The following is a 17366-nucleotide window of genomic DNA, read 5'->3' as shown; positions in this document are numbered from 1 at the left end:
TTGAAGGACCGCGCTACCCCAATCATTGGTTCTTATTTGGCCTGAACGATTGCGCCATTGCGCACTTCCAGGCTCAACAGGTCCCCAGAGCTAGCTTGTCCCTGGGCGTCGAATTTCACAGTACCACGGGGAGTGTTCCAGGTGCCTGCGCGCATGGTGGTCGCAAGCTTGGTCATATCGTCCGCGGTACCAGCCTTCTTGATCGCTTCGGCGGCAATCCAGACAGCTTCAAACGCCAACGCCTCGATTTTCTCAGGGGCTTTGCCGTTTTTTGCCTGGTAGGCCTTGACGAATTGCTGATTCAGCGGCGTGCTGATCGTTGGGGTATAGATGTCGGCACTGAACAAACCTTCAGCGGCTCCACCGGCGAGCTTTACGCCATCCATATTCATGAAGCCCGGCATGATACAGCGCTGCGTCTGAAGCTTGAACTCGGTCATGACCCGCAATATGCTGCTCCATTGCTCTGCATTAGAACTACCGATGCAGGTCAAGTCAGGATTAACTTGGCGCAGATTAGTCACACTGGAATTGAAGTCGGTCTGGGTCATCGCGAACATATCCGCGAATGCCACTTGCGAACCAAACAACTTCTTGTAGGCATCGGTGGTAAGGCGGCCGTAGTCATTGTTCTCAGCAATCAATGCGACCTTTTTCCCTGCAGGGGCTCTCCTTTTCAGGATTGCATCAAAGGCGGCGGCATCCATGGTGCTGGTCGAATTCAAGCGGAAGACCTTGTCGTAGCCCGACTTGGTGACGTCGGGATGCTTCGGAACGGCCGCGATGAACATGGCTCCTTCGCTTTTGATTACGGGTATCACCGCCAGCGCAACGCTGCTGCTCAGCTCACCGGTAATGATCTTGATTCGATCCTGGTCAATCAATCGCTGCGTTGCAGCCACGCCATCCACCGGATTCAAATTGGTGTCGTAGGCCACGACTTCGAGTTTCCGCCCGCCAAGGACACCACCGGATGCATTAACCATGTCGGCAGCCAACTGCGCGCCTTGAACGCCTTGTTTGCCATTAATGGTTTTAGTTGGAAAAAGCACTCCAATCTTGATGTTCTGAGCGTGGGCAGTCAAAGTGAATGCACCGAGACAAGCCATGCCGATTGCAGTTAAGAAAGCTCCAAATTTGCGACGTGTATTCATAAAAACGCTCCGATAAGTGTGGAATTTTGTTAGGACTCTAACTATTTATCGGAATTTTGCATGCATTAACGCTGATTAATGACGGTATAAACCCTATGAATTGACTTTTTTGCATGCATTTTGACATTTGCGCTCGCGCCTCTAAAGTTTTCACGGGATGGCCGAAGCCAAACTTAGGAATAGAGGCGTAGAGGGTTGTCCACGAGAACCTGATGCAGGAGAGAGTCGTCATCGCCGACACTGGCAAAGAGCAATTGCACCAAGTCGCCTAGCGCCGGAGGTTCATCTACCGAATTTCGCGGGTCTTTGTACATAACGTGGGGCCAATCGGTTGCCCACAACACGCGCTCAGGTGCATTAGCGAGTACTGCTCGGGCCAACGGTATAGCTTCGGAGTAAGCCGGAGCACCTGATGGAGCCCACCGATCCAAGCTTGAAATTTTCACCCAGCAATGCGGAAGCTGGTGTAAGGCCAGCAACGTTTTAACGGCAGGCTGGTCGAGGCCTTTCCCGGTACGGATATGTGCGCAATGGTCAAGGACCACCGGCAGTTCCAGGCTTGCAATCGTGCCGGCTAGCTCCAGGAGATTATTCGGCTCAAGGTGCAGGAGCAAGTGCCATCCTCTATCGGCAGCACGCTGTACATCGCGCCGAAAGCTCTCAACAGAAGGTCTGCGATTGAGAAATCCGACGTAGGTTAGGCGAATGGCTCTCACCCCTGCGGCGTGTAGGCGATCTAACTCTGCGTCTGTGGTGGACTCAGTAATGAGTGCTACTCCACGCCACTCGGGCACAGACTCCAAGTCCGCAATGAAGTCTTCGTCTCTTGCGGCGTGCAGACGCGACTGAACCATTACACCGCGCTGTACACCAATCGACCTATGCATTGTCCGCGCGGCTTCAACAGGCAAATGGTGACTGGTGCCCGGCGCGTTTTGTGTGTGAAAGTGAGTATCCCAAGCACCAAGAGGCATGCGCTCACGAATTGACGCCAATAGACTCTCAACCTGAGAGCGGGTTGTCGGCTCCATGGATCAATCCAAAGATGCACCGGAAGATTTGACGATTGGTCCAAGCCGCTCAAATTCGTATGCTCCAAAGCGGCCAAGCTCAGCAGAGGTGGTTCCAGCGGGGACGGCACCTCTGTCGGCAAGCATCTTTTGAGTCGTCGGTGATTGAAGAACCTTCCGTACTGCCTCACTCAGTTTGTCAACAATAGCCTTCGGCGTTCCTTTGGGCGCATAAAGCCCATCCCACGCAAAAAACTCATATCCCTTTACAGCCTGTTCATCGAAGGTGGGTACGTTGGGCGCAACTGCAAGTCGGGACTTTGTTGTCACGGCTAACAAGCGAACCTTGCCCGCCGCAACCTGCGCGGACAGATTTGGAACAATATCGATGACAAACGAAATCCGACCACCAAGCAAGTCCGTCATGGCTGCACCGCTGCCCTTGTATGGCACGTGTACGACATCAATAGAAGCCATCTGTTTCAGCAACTCACAACTGATATGTGTTGACGTGCCATTTCCCGCTGAGCCACATGTCAGCCTTCCGGGATTTTTTTTGGCGAACTCTATTAGTTCTTGTACAGATCTGAACGATGCAGAGTTTTCCACTGCGAGTGCAAGAGGAATCATTGAAAATCGGGAAATTGGTTCAAAACTTTTGGGAGTGAAACCCGGATTTTTATAAAGCCACTGGTTAATGGCCATCATCCCATTTGTGCCATACGCAAGTGTGTAACCATTCGGCTCTGCCCTGGAGGCAGCGACCATGCCGATGTTGCCGCCGGCGCCAGCCTTGTTATCAATGATGATAGGCTGCTGGAGCTCACGCGACAACGGATCAGCCACAAGCCTAGCCAACAAATCCCCACCTCCCCCTGCAGCGAACGGGACGATTAGTATTACCGGGCGTTCTGGGTATTGGTTCGCCTGCCCCAAGGCGCAAAAGGGAAACGTTAGAGCCGCAGCGAGCAACAGCCCAGACTGGGTAATAAAGCGCAGAGAGAAGTTTCTCATAGGTCTATAAGCTTTAGTTGCAACGACTTAGTCGGTGCTTTTACAGGCGACATTGACGGGCTCGGATGCGAGTTGGGACAGGCGCTACGAGGAAGGTCGAGAAAAAGACGCCGACGGCGACAATCAGAGACTTAAATTTTGAAGGCTTCAAGCGCTTCGGGGGCAAAAAGTTCTTCGGGCTTGAGCAGGCGCTTTGAAAGGCCCTGTTCAAAGTGGTAGCGCAGGAAGGTGCGCAGTGTTTCCTCATTCTTCTCGAAACCATAGGGCCAGAAGTCTTCACCCATCTCTTTTTTGACCTGCTCGACATGTGACGTTAGCCAGGGCAGCATCGCCTTGAGCGCCGCAGTTTCATAGAGATCTTCATAGGTGCGCTTTTGCGATTCTTCAAGTGCCTTCATCATGGAACGCGCCACCCAGCGGTTGGCTTCATAGACATCGCGGCGAATCGCCACGGTGTGCATGATTGGAAATATTCCTGTTTCCCCAAAGTAGTTGCGCTCCACCTGCTCGTAATCCTCAAACAGGCGCTTGACCTTGCCGCCACCCTTCAAAAAGCTGGACGGCATGCGTGCCGTATACAGCGCATCAATTTCGCCATCAAGCAGCATCTGGGCCAGCGTCTGTTCGGGGCCAATGCTGTGCACCTTGATGTTGGACGGCAAATCCAGTTTGATCTTTTCAGAACGGCCTGGCTCTTCTTCACCACCGGTGTAGTAAGTAACGCTGTCGACAGGTACGCCATAGTGATCCGACAAGATGCCACGAATCCAGACCGGAGCTGTCATCTGATACTCGGGGTTACCGACTTTCTTACCGATCAGGTCTTTAGCTTCACGGATGCCGGATTTTGCATTGACGTAAATGCATGAATGGCGGAAGAAACGAGAGGGGAACACTGGAATAGCTACAAATGGGCGCGGCTCACGGGACATCGACACGCTGTATGAAGACAGCGACATCTCGGCCACGTCAAACTCCTTGTGCCGAAGCATGCGGAAGAAGGTTTCTTCAACCGGCATGTTGAGGTAATTGAGATCAATGCCATCCGGCTGCACGCTTCCGTCCATCAGGGCCCGTGTGCGATCGTAATTCCAGCAGCCGAAGGTGAGTTTGAGTTTTGACATATTGAGGCGAAAGAAATGAACAAAAAAAGAGCCGGACCAAGCCGGCAAATAGGCAATACCAGTTACAACACTATTCGGCTTTAATACCTGCGGTGGCGATTGCTTTGGCCAACCTGGCATTTTCGGAAAGCACCGCCTTGTTGTAGTCCGCGGGACCAGCACCAATTGCTTCGATTCCAGCGTTACTCAGGGTGGAGACTAATTCCGGCATTTTCGCTACTTGTGCCATTTCTGAGGCGATTCTGTTAATGGCTGAAGCTGGCGTGCCACGATAGGCAAGTATCCCCACGATCGGCGCAAAGTCGAAATTCGGGATCGTTTCGGAGATCGCAGGCGTGTTCGGTTCTTGAACAGTTCTTTTAGCCGAGTTCACGGCAAGGAGCTTTACCTGCCCAGATTTCACAAACCCTGACAACGACGGCAACGCTGAAAACAAGACGTCAATTTCCCCACCCACCAACGCAGGCACAGACTGGCCAGTCCCCTTAAACGGTATGTGGGTAAGCTCAATATGAAGTGCCGCCTTGAGGGCCTCCATTGTTAAGTGGTGAGTACTTCCCACTCCAGACGAACCATAGTTCAGTCCTCCCGGTTTGGATTTGGCAAGAGCCACAAACTCCTGGAAGGTATTGGCTGGAACCTTGGGATTAACAGCAAGATATAGCGGCCCGCGTGCCGCCAGAGACACGGGCAGAAAATCTTCCTTGTAGCTGTAGCCAAGCTTCTTATATATCGCGGGATTGATGGAGAACATGGATCCATCAGTCACGAGAAACGTATAGCCATCTTTTGGCGACGACGCCAATGTCTGGGCTGCCACCACACCGTTTGCTCCTGGCTTGTTATCGACCACCACTGATTGCCCCAGCCGATCACCTAGTCTTTGCGCAAAAATTCTCGCAACAGTGTCAGGTAAGCCGCCGGCCGCATATGGAACGACAAACTTGATCGGACGACTGGGATAACGATCTTGAGCCCATGCTCCAGATCCGTAGATATTGCAAGCCAGGAGCAGGGCAACTGTGCTTAATAGTGTTCGGCGGTTGTTCATTTATTCACCTGTAAGTTAAGGGCTTCGGTATGACTGTCAGACTGAATAGCTCGGCTCCAGTGCCGGTGCCGACTTGTCGTCCCAGACATAGCGGGCTTCATACGCGCGCCAGTCGGTTGTTTTTGGAATGACGGCTTGATAAGCAACTACGCTTGGAGGTATCCGAAGGTCACCCGCGCCAATAGCCGGGGCCCCCTCCTGAAATGCCTTCACTGACTCGATCATTTGCTTGCGAAACTCAACCACTGCCAAGTCACTTGCACCTAACCGGTCATGCGTACGATCCGCGATCGGCCCCATGGTCACCCACATGGCGATATCCTGATTGGGAAAGCCTGTAATACCAGTGAAGTTTCCGGCCTTCATTGCGGCGCGGTCTTGCCAAAAACTATTGGCGCGGTTCCGTAGCGGGACATAGTTCTCATCAAGATCCACACCGACCTGCTGCCCCAGAAATTTCCGCCATGTGGCAGTGTCAGGCGTCGTATCGGGATGCCCCCATGCAATGAAATAGAACGCGGTGTTGGTGTCATCCATCGGAACGTTTATGTTCGCAACGTTATAAAGATTGTTAGGTGGTATGAGTGCAGTTGCCGGAGCGACAAACACAGTGGACCGTATGTACTCATTCGTGGCTGCATTCTTGATCGGACGCCGAATCGCTGCATACCTGAACCCATAGGAGCCGCGCTCCACTTGCATTCGAGGAGCTTTATCGGTTGATGGACGGAGCCAGTTCGTATCGGTGGCCTGCGCGCCCTCAACACGTGCCGGAACCATGTCCGAAGAGTGCAAGCTTGAACTGTGTGCGGAGTCGATCGCACCTTCCAGGATTTGAGCCCAATTGCACGGGATGAGCGCCTTTGCGATGGTGACTTTTGTATCGGCGGTAGGTGCCCAAGCTGGCGGTTGGAACTCCGGCTTAGTCTCAGCCGGTCCCATATAAGCCCAAACAAAACCGCCCCACTCTTCAACTGGATACGCCAGATGCTTGACCTTCTGTGCAAAACCACTGCTGGCCGGTTCAGACACCATCTCCAGAACGTTGCCCTCCACATCCATCTTCCAGCCGTGGTAAAGACAGCGCAAACCGCAGTCCTCATTTCGCCCGAAGACCAGCGAAACTCGGCGGTGAGGGCAATACTCGTCCATCACACCAACCCGACCGTTCGTGTCACGGAACACCACAAGGTCCTCGCCAAATACCCGCGCTTTGACGGGCTTGCCATCTGGCTCGCTAACCTCTTCTATCAAGCACACAGGGGTCCAGTGGCGGCGCATCAACTGCCCCATTGGGGCCTTACCTTCGACGCGGCAGAGCAAATCATTTTCTTCGTTACTCAACATAGGGAAAGTCCTTCATGTAGGGGGTTGCAAACTATCGATTGAGCTTGCCAAAAGATGGTCAATCAATTATTCTTAGGCTCCTAAGAATAATTCCAACAGTTGATTTTGTCAAGCCAAAAAGGAGATTCGCGATGATCGTTAACCCCAATCCAGGCCACGCCCAACAACCTGAGCCCGATTTTTTTGAGGTCAGGGTTGCAAGCAAAAGTAAGCTGGCTGAATCCATTTATCTGTTTGAACTTGCTGACCCGGAGGGCAAGTCCCTGCCTGCGTTCACTGCTGGCTCACACATCACAGTAGAAACTCCAGCCGGGATGCGCCGCAACTATTCACTCTGCAATGACCCCGCCGAGACGAACCGCTACCAAATCGCAGTCAAACGGGACGCGAAAGGAAGAGGCGGATCGGTCAGCATGGCTGATGACGTCATCAATGGTGCGTCGCTAAAAATTAGCGCACCACGGAACAACTTTGAGCTGACCGAGCGGGCGAGCAAGTATTTATTTATTGCCGGAGGTATCGGCATTACCCCAATCATGTCCATGATGCGGCACCTCAAGGCTTCGGGCAACGATAACTTCAGGCTTATCTACTCGGTTAATTGCTCAGAGAGCGCTGCGTTTCTCGATGAGTTGAATGGACCAACCTTCGCGGGCAAGGTTGACGTGCATTACCACCGTGGTGACAGGGAGAACGTTTATGACTTCTGGCCCATTTTTGAGACGCCTACAAATGAACACATCTATTGTTGTGGGCCGCGCCGTCTCATGGAGGAAGTCGCAGACATGTCCGGCCACTGGCCAACCGCCTCAATACATTTCGAAAGCTTTGGTATTGACGCTGCAGCTTATGCCGCCAATACCGCGTTCAGGGTAAAGCTTCAACGGAGCGGTCTCGAATTAAAAGTAGCCGAAGACCAAACCATTCTGGAGGCCTTGCGAGGCGCGGGAATAAAGGTCCCGAGTTCCTGTGAAAGTGGCACGTGTGGGTCTTGCCGGACAAGGCTTGTTGCAGGTGAGGTCGAGCACCGTGACATGGTTTTGAGCGAGGAGGAAAAGCAAGACAACATCATGGTTTGCGTTTCTCGAGCAAAGTCCCCTGAACTGGTTCTTGACCTATGAGCTCTGCGGCAATAAACATCGGGGTGATCGGCTTGGGACGCGCATTCACGCTCATGCTACAAACATTCCAGGACAAACGAGTGAAGCTCATTGCGGCCACCGACCCGCTGCCCGAAGCACGGGCTCAGTTCAGCAAAGACTTCAGCGCGATCACCTATGAATCAGCCGAGGAACTCTGCACCAACCCATTAGTTGACGTCGTGTATATCGCCTCGCCTCACCAGTTTCACGCAGACCATGCATGCCTAGCCTCTTCCTGTGGAAAACATGTGCTTGTGGAAAAACCTATGGCTCTGACCCTCGATGAATGTACGCGGATGATCGAGGCCGCAAAAAAGGCCAACAAGCATTTAATCGTTGGCCATAGTCATAGCTTTAACACTCCGATCAAACGCGCTCGCCAATTGATAGACAGCGGCGAGCTGGGCGAAGTGAAGATGATTCATGCGTTTAATTTCACCGACTTTCTGTACCGCCCGCGACGTCCGGAGGAACTGCGAACGCAAGAGGGCGGTGGCGTCATACACAGTCAAGCGACCCATCAAATCGACATCATCCGTCTGTTAGGCGGCGGGATGGTAAAAACCGTGCAGGCTCACACGGGCATGTGGGATAAATCGAGACCCACTGAAGGCGCTTATTCGGCGCTTCTGGGTTTTGAGGGAGGGGCTTTTGCTTCCGCGACCTACAGTGGCTATGGTCATTTTGATTCCGACCTGCTGCTGGAAAACATCGGGGAGATGGGACAACGCAAAGTTCCCGGCGACTACGGCTTGGCACGCCGACGTCTTTTGGTCAACAGAGATGGGCGCGAAGAAGCAAATTTGAAAGCGGCCCGCAACTACGGCGGAAAGCTCTATCAGACACCGGCAACTACCTCGCAGTTTTCCCATCAGCATTTTGGGAACTTTATAGTGTCCTGCGAAGGAGGAGATCTGCGACCTACGGCCACCGGAATCGAAATCTTCACGGACTATGAGTACAAGGTCGAGCCATTGGCGCCTCCCGACATTCCACGAAAAGAAGTTATAGATGAACTTGTAGATGCAGTTCTGCACGGTGTTGCACCAGTGCATAACGGTGTGTGGGCTCGTGCCACCACTGAGGTATGCCTAAAGCTGTTAAGTTCTGCAGAATCCGGCGCCATTGAAACACTGGCTTATCAAGCTCCAACTCAGACACCTTATCAACCCCTCCTACATCAGTGAGATCTTAGCCACCCTATTTAGGCTACTCGTCGGATCACTAGTACCGACTTGCTTATGTGGATAGTGACGCTGAAATCAGTCTCATTAGTACTCTGCAAGCTAAAAATTGTAAGCCAGTCATGTCTTGCGGTAAGACTGCTTCAAGCACCATCCACTTAACACGGCGTCCAGCTCTCAAAATAAGTACTGCCTTCGAACTGGAATTCGATGCGAAGTTTTGGTGATGTGAGCTTACTTTTGCAAGATCCACGGTCCTCTGTTATTTGGCGGGCGAGTTATCAATGCCCCTTAGCTTATTGCAGCTCTCCGACATTACTTACCCCTACTCCTGGGCGGCCAATGGGCAATTAAATCCGTCCGACCGACGCGGAAAAGTTAGTAAGCGATCACAACATGCACAGAATCACCGTTCGTCTAGGTATTCGGGGAGCATTTGAAGTTCCCTGCGTCACTTGGGGACTTTGGGAATAACTGTTGTTCCATGTTACGAGTTGCGACCTAAATTGCGCTCCATAGAATGGCCCGACACCCAGCTCCGCAGCGAACGGATACAGGTGACAGCGTTTATTTGGCCATATAAATGGAGACAACATGTCTGATAATTTCTCAAACTCGAGCGGAATCTCTCGACGCGATTTCATCACCAGCACGGGAGCGCTCGGCGCCGCTGTCTTAGGTGGTATTTCCCCTACTGTTCTCGCCAAGACCACCGCTCCAATACGGATTGGCAATCTGAACTCCTTCTCAAAGGTTTTCGCCGCGCTTGCCAATAGCAATCTCAATGGAATGAAGCTGTATTTCGATCAGATCGGAAACACTATTGCCGGGCGAAAAATCGAAATCCTGAGAGAGGATGACGAGATTAATCCGCAGGTAGGACTCCAGAAGCTACGCAAGCTTCATGAGAGCGACAAATGCGACATCATTACTGGTCTTCAGGCCAGCAATGTTGCTATGGCGGCAGTAGAGTATTTGCGGCAGAGCAAGGCCTTCATGCTTTGTTCAGGCGCGGGTGTCGCAGCGCTCTCCTACACGCAACTGCCCTATTTTTTTCGCTGCTCGGTCTCGACGTACACCCTTCACCAAGCTATGGGCGAATGGTTTTACGACAATATTTCAAAAGAGGTCCTGCTGACCGCCTCAGATTTCGCGGGTGGCCGTGGATCCCTCGCCGAGTTCAAAGCTGGCTTCCTGCCGAAGGGAGGGAAAGTTATCCAAGAAATTTATCCGCCACTGGGTAACAATGACTTCAGTTCTTACCTGGCAGCAATGCGGAACGCAAATGCACCTGCCTCGTTTTCGTTCTACGCAGGCACTGACGCAGTGCGGTTTGTCAAGCAGTATGACGAGTTCGGTCTGAAACAGCGCTCTCGACTGACAGGGTCTGGTTTCATGCTCGACACCGACACCTTGCCAGCTCAAGGTCGGAGCGCACTGGGCGCAATCAACGTGCTCCACTACGCGGACACGCTTGATAACGCGGCCAACAAGAAATTTGTAGCCGACTATCGTAAGAAATTCAACGAGTACCCCAACGTTTACAGTGAATATGGCTACGTCGCTGGGCAGGTGCTACACGCTGCAATTCAGGCCGTCGACGGCAACACCGAAGACAAAGACAAACTACGTGCGGCGATGATTGCCGTTCGTCTAGCTGCGCCGCGCGGTCCTTTCCGTTTCAACGCTGCCACGCAAAGCCCTACTCAGAACGTCTACCTCCGCGAGGTGGCCGAAGTTGAGGGACGGCTTACCAACAAGGTGATTCACACAATCCCAAACGTTGTCGAGCCGGTTAACAAGCCTTACTGAGAATCAGCGTATCCCAGCGCTCGCCTCACTGCTTACTTCAGGAGGTGTCGCGGCGGCTCCCTCAAAACATCGAAGGTGCTATGGACTTCATCATCACCCAGCTCATCAATAGTCTTGTGTTCGGCAGCCTTCTCTTCATCATGGCTGCCGGACTTTCGCTCATATTCGGCTTGATGAATGTGGTCAACGTCGCGCATGGATCGTTTTTCATGCTTGGAGCCTTTACTGCTTACAGCATCATTCAGTGGTCTGGCAATTTCTGGCTCGCGCTCGGCGTCGGTTGGGTACCCGCCGTGATCCTGGCCGCGCTTATTGAGCGATTTTTCATTAAGCCTCTTTACAACAGGGGCCACTTAGACCAGGTGCTCCTGACGTTCGGCTTCATCTATGTGCTGGCCGATATAAGCCACTATCTGTGGGGACCGGAGATCCGCAACATATCTCCGCCTGAAGGTCTCTCCGGTGTTATCGAAGTGGCCGGGATATTCATCCCTAAATATCGCTTATTTCTTGTGGCATTTGGTGGATTGATAGCTGGATTGCTTTGGTGGTTTCTCGAACGCAGCCGTATTGGCGCAATGGTACGCGCCGGAGTTGATGACGCAGACACGGCGTCAGGTATTGGCATTAATGTTCCTCTGCTGTTTGGCAGCATCTTTGCGCTTGGCGCGGGACTGGCCGCATTGGGCGGTGTCGTTGCCAGTCCAATTCTTGGCGTGTACCTCGGCATGGACATTGAGATCCTCATTCCCGCGTTCATTGTAGTCGTGGTCGGCGGCATGGGTAGCCTTCGCGGCGCATTGGTGGCGAGTATCTTGGTTGCGGTAGTTGATACGTTCGGTAAGGCATATTTCCCCAACTACTCGCTCTTCATGATTTATCTGCTCATGGTCATCGTGTTGTTGACTCGACCCCAGGGACTGTTCGGAATTGCGAGGTGATGACATGAAATTTTTCAAACCCGCCATATTTTTAACTCTGTGCGTCTTACTTGCGCTGGGCCCCTTCGCCGGCGACTACGCACTGGGCATCATCGCGGAAATTCTGATCTACGGCATCTTCGCGATGAGCCTAGGCTTGCTCATAGGCTATACCGGCCTAATGTCGTTCGGGCATGCAGCCTTCTTTGGCATATCAACTTACACGGTCATCGCGTTGGGAGTTCATCTCGGCATCTCTGGTTGGTGGGGCATGGTCGCCGGCATTGCTATGGCCGCATTGACAGCAGGATTTGTAGGACTTTTCTGCATACGGGTTAGCGGCATCCCATTTCTAATGCTGACCATGGCGTTCTCCCAATTGCTGTTTTCGTTAGCACTCAAGTGGCGTGGTGTTACGGGCGGAACAGACGGCCTCACGGGGTTTGTGCGTCCAACACTATTCGGAATGAGTCTGGACGATGCTGTAGCCAGGTACGCCGTGGTTGCCGTGGGCTTTCTTATGGTCCTGGGGTTCTTACACCTCCTTGTTCACTCTCCACTCGGTTCCATCTTTATCGGCATTCGGGACAACGAGCAACGCATGCGAGCTATCGGCTATCCGGTGCAGCGCTTCAAATTTCTGGCTTTCACAATCGCAGGGACCTTAGCCGGTGTGGGAGGTGCACTTTATGCATTCTTCAATGCCTTCGTGTCGACTGACATATTGCATTGGGCTTTATCAGGCGACGCCATCATTATGGTGGTGCTAGGGGGAAGCGCTACCGTATTTGGCCCCGCTATTGGTGCTGCTATTTTTCTGCTACTTAAAAATATAGTGAGTTCGAAAAATGAGTATTGGATGCTGTGGATAGGTGCCACATTTATCCTTTCTGTCATGTTCTTGCGTCAAGGTGTGTGGGGCTACTTGATCAACTGTGTGCTGTCCGCGCTGGGGAAACGCAAATGACATTACTGAAAACTGAAAACCTATGCAAGGCCTTTGGGAGCTTAGTTGTTACGCGAGATGTAAATGTCAGGGTGGCCAAGGGGGAGCGGCATGTCATTATCGGGCCGAACGGCGCGGGTAAAACTAGCTTGGTACATCAGTTGACTGGGCAATTACAGCCCACGTCAGGCAGAGTACTTTTTAAGGGGATAGATATCACTGGTGCCGCACCCGACCGCATTTGTCAGCTGGGGGTCGGTCGCACATTCCAGAAGAACAACCTTTTTCGTAGCCTCAATGTTCAGGAAAACGTACGGCTCGCGGTACAGGCCAAAGCGGGTGGATGGTACGAGTGTCTTCGAGGCGTTTCAATACGCACAGCACAACGTGAACGCGCTGACATGATCCTGGAACAGATCCAGTTAACGCACGAGATACATAGGCCTGTTTCCAACCTGTCATATGGCGAACAACGCCAACTTGAGGTTGCGATAGCTCTGGCAGCGGAGCCTGAGTTACTGCTGCTAGACGAGCCGACTTCAGGCATGTCGCCCGCGGAAACTGACCGCATGATCGACTTGATCCGATCACTACCTAATTCGCTTGCTCTGCTCATGATCGAACACGACATGAAGGTCGTTTTTTCGCTTGCAGACACCATCACAGTTATGTACTACGGTGAAATTCTCGCCACCGGAAAACCGAAGGACATTCAGGGCAATGCACGTGTCCGCGAAGTCTATTTGGGAGGAAAGCACTGATGCTCCAAGTCAACAACATCAACTCCTACTACGGTGACAGTCATATCCTTCACGGCGTATCGCTAGAAGTCCACGCTGGGAAGGTGACCTCACTCTTGGGCCGAAACGGCGCTGGAAAGACAACTACGCTCCTGACAATAATGGGTTACCTAGCACCACGAAACGGAACGGTTACTTACCAAGGACGCAACATTAGCGGTAGGCCTGCGCACAAAATCTCACGCATGGGTCTTGGGTTCGTGCCACAGGAACGCGGTGTATTTCCAAGTCTGAGCGTCGAAGAAAACCTAACGGTAGCTGCTCGTGCAGGAAAGGACAATCGCTGGAACCTCACGCGTATCTACGAACTTTTCCCGCGCTTGCAGGAGCGTCGTGGCAATCTGGGGTTCCAACTATCCGGTGGTGAACAGCAGATGGTATCTATTGCCAGGGCACTCATGCTCAATCCCGAAGTAATTCTCCTAGACGAACCCTCCGAAGGGCTTGCACCGCTTATCGTGCAGGAAATAGTCGAAATCGTCAAACGCCTCCGCAAGGAGGGACTTGGAATCCTCTTGGTCGAGCAGAATCTTGGTGCGGCACTAGAACTCGGAGATGTCCACTACGTGCTATCCAAAGGTCAAGTGTGCTTCGTGGGTAGCAGCGAAATGCTCAAACACGATGATGGTGTGCTTAGCGCTCATCTAAGTGTCTAGTTAGCGGCGAAGGATTGATCTAATGGACAGGGAAAAGGACATTTTTTTGGTGACAGGGGGCGGGCGTGGTATAGGTGCAGCCTGCTCTAGACGTGCAGCTCGCGACTGGCAAGTCGCCATTTTCTACCGCGATCGCGAAGCAGATGCTGATCATGTTGTGCAGGAGATAAAGCGAAACGGCGGATCAGCTTTTGCTATTCAGGCGGATGTGGGAGATGAGACGTCATTAATGCGCGGTTTCGAGGCTGTTGATAAGAGGGGAAGATTGGCAGTGCTAGTTAACAACGCAGGCATTACTGGTGGTGTATCCCGCGTCGAGGCTGTATCAGCTTCCGCGCTACAAGAGGTGTTCCGTGTAAACGTGACCGGAGCGTTCCTCGCTGCACGTGAAGCGGTACGGCGCATGTCGACCAAACGAGGTGGCCAAGGCGGCGCAATAGTCAATGTGTCATCTGGTGCTTCGGTGCTCGGTTCGCCGAACAACTGGGTTCACTATGCGGCCTCTAAAGGTGCCATCGACACGATGACCATCGGTCTATCGAAGGAGGTGGGCGCAGAGGGTATAAGGGTAAATGCAGTTCGGCCAGGAGTTGTGGACACGGACATTCAGCGCGGACGCAGTCCAGAGCAATTGCAAAAAATGATAAGTGCGGTCCCTCTGGGGCGTATGGGAACAACTGAAGAGATCGCCGAGGCAGTTGCGTGGCTGGCGTCGCCAGCTGCGGCCTATGTAACAGGCTGTCTGCTTGATGCGCGGGGCGGACTCTAAGGATGGGTTCCCCTGGGAGAAAAACCACCTTGGATCCGCATTTTCACAGCTTTAAAATCACTAAATGCTCATACAGATGTACTTGAGCTCGAGATAATCCTCGATGCCGTAGTGCGACCCTTCACGACCCAATCCCGACTCCTTGACGCCACCGAAAGGCGCCACTTCAGTAGATATCAGACCGGTATTGATGCCTACGATGCCGTACTCAAGCCCCTCTGCAACGCGCCAAACACGACTGATATCACGGCTGAAAAAGTAGGATGCCAACCCGAACTCGGTGTCGTTGGCCATGGCTATGGCTTCTGAATCTTCGTGAAAGCGGAACAATGCAGCCACAGGACCAAACGTTTCTTCACGCGCGACCTTCATGTCAGGTGTCGCGTTGATCAGCACCGTCGGTTCGAAATAACACGGACCCAAGGGGTGCGACTTACCGCCTAGGATGACACTCGCACCTTTTGCAACTGCGTCGTCCACATGCTCCTGCGTCTTCGCTACTGCCTTTGGGTCAATAAGGGGGCCAAGCGTAACGCCAGGCTCTCGACCATCGCCGACTTTGAGTTGTGCCACACGGGCCGCCAACCGTGTTGCGAATTCATCGTAAATGCCATGTTGAACTAGCAAGCGGTTGGCGCACACGCAGGTCTGTCCAGCATTACGGTATTTTGAGGAAATAACTCCTTCAACTGCCGCGTCTAGGTCAGCATCGTCGAAAACGATAAAGGGAGCATTACCTCCCAATTCCATTGAGGTCTTCTTCACCGTCTCAGCGCATTGGCGGAGCAGTACCTTGCCAATTTCCGTGGAGCCGGTGAACGTAACTTTGCGAACCAGCGGATTTGACGTCATCTCCCCGCCAATACTGGAGGCGCTACCTGTAATTACGTTGAAAACTCCTGCGGGAACTCCTGCACGTTCAGCCAGTTCGGCCAATGCCAACGCCGAGAAAGGCGTGGCGGTAGCGGGTTTGAGAACCATCGTGCAACCAGCTGCCAGAGCGGGGCCGGCTTTGCGGGTAATCATGGCAGATGGAAAATTCCAGGGGGTGATCGCCGCGCACACACCAATTGGCTCTTTTGTCACGATGATGCGTTTGTCAGTCTGATGCCCCGGGATCGTCTCACCATAGACGCGCTTTGCTTCCTCGGAGAACCACTGGAGAAACGAAGCGGCATATGCAATCTCCGCTCGAGACTCTGCAAGCGGTTTGCCCTGCTCCCGTGTCATCAGCATAGCCAAGTCTTTCTCGTTCGCCAACATCAACTCGTACCACCGATGCACAATTCCGGAGCGTTCCTTTGCAGCTAGCGCTCGCCAACCAGAAAGTGCGACGTTGGCAGCGGCAATGGCGCGCCGCGCCTCCGCGCTTCCCATTTGAGGTACCGTGCCAATAACAGCGCCATTGGAGGGATCCGTAACCTCCAGTGAATTTGCATTGTCGGCCGCACACCACAAGCCATTGATGTAGCAGTTCTGTCTGAAAAGTGCCTGGTCCTCAAGCTCGACGGCGTTCAACAAACGGCTCATCGAAGAAGTCCCGCGCGCTGAAGAACATCGTCCAATCGCTTTTCCAACTCAGGTGTAGCAGGCAGCATGGGTAGGCGATGCTCATTTCGCTCAACGATGCCGAGGCGCTTCATCATGTACTTCAGCGGCGTCGGATTTGTGTCGTAGAAGATGGAGTGGTTCAGACCATACAGTTCAAAATGCAACTGCCGCGAAAGCTTCATATCACCGGCTAGGATCGCATTGCAAAGCGCCGCGATGCGGGCTGGCACCAAGTTAGCAACCGCATTCATGGTGCCATGCGCACCGAGCGCCATCATGGGGTAGGTGAATTCTTCGAGGCCCACGAAAATGCGGAACTCTGATCCGAGGTTCTGAATCATGGATGTCACAAACCCATGGTCGTTTACTGCGTGTTTGATGCCCACGAAGTGCGGAACCTTGTCAGCGATCTGTTGTAGGGTATTGATCTCCACAGAAACCGCCGTACGCCCCGGAATATGATAGAGCAGCAACGGAAGGTCGGTATGCTTGCCGATATCGTCGTAATATGCCACCAGGCCGCGCTGCGAGGGACGAATGTAGTATGGCGTCACGACCAATAGCGCGTCAGCTCCGACCCTAGTGGCGAACTCGGTGAGTTCGACCGTTTCAGCGTGCGACTGTGAACCGGTCTGAGCGACAACTGGAATGCGTTTTCCAACAACTTCAACTGCACACTTGACAAGACTATTGCGTTCGTCGAGTGTCAGCGTCGACGGTTCTGACGTTGTGCCATTCACCACAATTCCGTGGGTGCCGTTTGTGACTTGAAACTCTAGCAACTTTGCGTACGTGTCGAAGTCAACCTTTCCGTCGCGGAACGGCGTGGTGATGGGTGGGTATGAACCGACGAGGAAGTCAGGCTTCAGTTTGATCATTGCAATTT

The 17366-nt window shown here is 52.9% G+C and carries 16 protein-coding genes; 8 read left to right on the top strand and 8 right to left on the bottom strand.

The genetic code is table 11. The features are described from left to right. Positions 1-32 precede the first annotated feature (32 nt). From HYX42_RS08550 to HYX42_RS08530, 6 genes are all read right to left on the bottom strand, one after another. Positions 33-1154 (bottom strand): ABC transporter substrate-binding protein, encoded by a 1122-nt coding sequence (locus tag HYX42_RS08550; RefSeq protein WP_293401827.1) that lies wholly within the window; start codon positions 1152-1154, stop codon positions 33-35. Positions 1155-1327: 173 nt separating this feature from the next. After that, positions 1328-2128 (bottom strand): amidohydrolase family protein, encoded by an 801-nt coding sequence (locus HYX42_RS23225; protein ID WP_366931146.1) that lies wholly within the window; start codon positions 2126-2128, stop codon positions 1328-1330. A 60-nt stretch (positions 2129-2188) separates the two neighbouring features. After that, positions 2189-3178, bottom strand: coding sequence for a tripartite tricarboxylate transporter substrate binding protein (locus tag HYX42_RS08545; RefSeq protein WP_293401825.1), 990 nt, complete (start codon positions 3176-3178; stop codon positions 2189-2191). Positions 3179-3309: 131 nt separating this feature from the next. Next, complete coding sequence (locus HYX42_RS08540) at positions 3310-4302, bottom strand: ABC transporter substrate-binding protein (protein WP_293401823.1); 993 nt, start codon at positions 4300-4302, stop codon at positions 3310-3312. Positions 4303-4372: 70 nt separating this feature from the next. Next, entirely contained in the window at positions 4373-5353 is a 981-nt protein-coding gene (locus HYX42_RS08535; protein ID WP_293401821.1) for a tripartite tricarboxylate transporter substrate binding protein, read from the bottom strand. A gap of 36 nt (positions 5354-5389) precedes the next feature. Further along, on the bottom strand, positions 5390-6700 hold the full coding sequence (locus HYX42_RS08530; RefSeq protein ID WP_293401819.1) for a Rieske 2Fe-2S domain-containing protein: 1311 nt from the start codon (positions 6698-6700) through the stop codon (positions 5390-5392). A 131-nt stretch (positions 6701-6831) separates the two neighbouring features. Here HYX42_RS08530 and HYX42_RS08525 point away from each other — a divergent pair, with 131 nt between their 5' ends. The 8 genes from HYX42_RS08525 (at position 6832) to HYX42_RS08490 (ending at position 14929) form a co-directional block, all read left to right on the top strand. After that, positions 6832-7821 carry a PDR/VanB family oxidoreductase gene (locus HYX42_RS08525; protein ID WP_293401817.1) on the top strand — a complete coding sequence of 330 codons (990 nt, stop codon included), beginning with the start codon at positions 6832-6834 and terminating at the stop codon, positions 7819-7821. After that, entirely contained in the window at positions 7818-9029 is a 1212-nt protein-coding gene (locus HYX42_RS08520; RefSeq protein WP_293401815.1) for a Gfo/Idh/MocA family oxidoreductase, read from the top strand. The genes HYX42_RS08525 and HYX42_RS08520 overlap by 4 nt, the downstream gene beginning before the upstream one ends. Before the next feature lie 591 nt (positions 9030-9620). Beyond that, positions 9621-10838, top strand: coding sequence for an ABC transporter substrate-binding protein (locus HYX42_RS08515; protein ID WP_293401813.1), 1218 nt, complete (start codon positions 9621-9623; stop codon positions 10836-10838). 80 nt (positions 10839-10918) lie between these two features. Beyond that, positions 10919-11779: a branched-chain amino acid ABC transporter permease gene (locus HYX42_RS08510; protein ID WP_293401811.1), complete on the top strand. Its 861-nt coding sequence runs from the start codon at positions 10919-10921 to the stop codon at positions 11777-11779. 4 nt (positions 11780-11783) lie between these two features. Then, entirely contained in the window at positions 11784-12725 is a 942-nt protein-coding gene (locus tag HYX42_RS08505; protein WP_293401809.1) for a branched-chain amino acid ABC transporter permease, read from the top strand. Then, complete coding sequence (locus tag HYX42_RS08500; protein WP_293401807.1) at positions 12722-13465, top strand: ABC transporter ATP-binding protein; 744 nt, start codon at positions 12722-12724, stop codon at positions 13463-13465. Before HYX42_RS08505 ends, HYX42_RS08500 begins: the two co-directional genes overlap by 4 nt. Beyond that, positions 13465-14160 (top strand): ABC transporter ATP-binding protein, encoded by a 696-nt coding sequence (locus HYX42_RS08495; RefSeq protein WP_293401805.1) that lies wholly within the window; start codon positions 13465-13467, stop codon positions 14158-14160. The genes HYX42_RS08500 and HYX42_RS08495 overlap by 1 nt, the downstream gene beginning before the upstream one ends. A gap of 22 nt (positions 14161-14182) precedes the next feature. Continuing rightward, the gene (locus HYX42_RS08490; protein ID WP_293401803.1) at positions 14183-14929 is read left to right on the top strand and encodes an SDR family oxidoreductase; all 747 of its coding nucleotides are present in this window, start codon (positions 14183-14185) and stop codon (positions 14927-14929) included. 60 nt (positions 14930-14989) lie between these two features. On the opposite strand, the gene gabD is transcribed toward HYX42_RS08490, so the two are convergent. Both gabD and dapA read right to left on the bottom strand, forming a co-directional pair. Further along, positions 14990-16459: an NADP-dependent succinate-semialdehyde dehydrogenase gene (gabD, locus tag HYX42_RS08485; protein WP_293401801.1), complete on the bottom strand. Its 1470-nt coding sequence runs from the start codon at positions 16457-16459 to the stop codon at positions 14990-14992. Then, positions 16456-17358: a 4-hydroxy-tetrahydrodipicolinate synthase gene (gene dapA, locus HYX42_RS08480; RefSeq protein WP_293401799.1), complete on the bottom strand. Its 903-nt coding sequence runs from the start codon at positions 17356-17358 to the stop codon at positions 16456-16458. The genes gabD and dapA overlap by 4 nt, the downstream gene beginning before the upstream one ends. Positions 17359-17366 lie beyond the last annotated feature (8 nt).

The organism is Polaromonas sp., from assembly GCF_016185115.1.
In the GTDB taxonomy this organism is placed as follows: Bacteria; Pseudomonadota; Gammaproteobacteria; order Burkholderiales; family Burkholderiaceae_C; genus Polaromonas.
This window is presented reverse-complemented; position numbering and strand designations above follow the sequence as displayed.

Excerpts from the sequence above, each read along its gene's own strand:
- HYX42_RS08540 (WP_293401823.1), bottom strand. The coding sequence starts at position 4,302 with ATGTCAAAACTCAAACTCACCTTCGGCTGCTGGAATTACGATCGCACA.
- HYX42_RS08490 (WP_293401803.1), top strand. The coding sequence starts at position 14,183 with ATGGACAGGGAAAAGGACATTTTTTTGGTGACAGGGGGCGGGCGTGGT.
- HYX42_RS08510 (WP_293401811.1), top strand. The coding sequence starts at position 10,919 with ATGGACTTCATCATCACCCAGCTCATCAATAGTCTTGTGTTCGGCAGC.
- HYX42_RS08550 (WP_293401827.1), bottom strand. The coding sequence starts at position 1,154 with ATGAATACACGTCGCAAATTTGGAGCTTTCTTAACTGCAATCGGCATG.
- HYX42_RS23225 (WP_366931146.1), bottom strand. The coding sequence starts at position 2,128 with ATGCCTCTTGGTGCTTGGGATACTCACTTTCACACACAAAACGCGCCG.
- gabD (WP_293401801.1), bottom strand. The coding sequence starts at position 16,459 with ATGAGCCGTTTGTTGAACGCCGTCGAGCTTGAGGACCAGGCACTTTTC.
- dapA (WP_293401799.1), bottom strand. The coding sequence starts at position 17,358 with ATGATCAAACTGAAGCCTGACTTCCTCGTCGGTTCATACCCACCCATC.
- HYX42_RS08545 (WP_293401825.1), bottom strand. The coding sequence starts at position 3,178 with ATGAGAAACTTCTCTCTGCGCTTTATTACCCAGTCTGGGCTGTTGCTC.
- HYX42_RS08495 (WP_293401805.1), top strand. The coding sequence starts at position 13,465 with ATGCTCCAAGTCAACAACATCAACTCCTACTACGGTGACAGTCATATC.
- HYX42_RS08525 (WP_293401817.1), top strand. The coding sequence starts at position 6,832 with ATGATCGTTAACCCCAATCCAGGCCACGCCCAACAACCTGAGCCCGAT.
- HYX42_RS08530 (WP_293401819.1), bottom strand. The coding sequence starts at position 6,700 with ATGTTGAGTAACGAAGAAAATGATTTGCTCTGCCGCGTCGAAGGTAAG.
- HYX42_RS08505 (WP_293401809.1), top strand. The coding sequence starts at position 11,784 with ATGAAATTTTTCAAACCCGCCATATTTTTAACTCTGTGCGTCTTACTT.
- HYX42_RS08535 (WP_293401821.1), bottom strand. The coding sequence starts at position 5,353 with ATGAACAACCGCCGAACACTATTAAGCACAGTTGCCCTGCTCCTGGCT.
- HYX42_RS08500 (WP_293401807.1), top strand. The coding sequence starts at position 12,722 with ATGACATTACTGAAAACTGAAAACCTATGCAAGGCCTTTGGGAGCTTA.
- HYX42_RS08515 (WP_293401813.1), top strand. The coding sequence starts at position 9,621 with ATGTCTGATAATTTCTCAAACTCGAGCGGAATCTCTCGACGCGATTTC.
- HYX42_RS08520 (WP_293401815.1), top strand. The coding sequence starts at position 7,818 with ATGAGCTCTGCGGCAATAAACATCGGGGTGATCGGCTTGGGACGCGCA.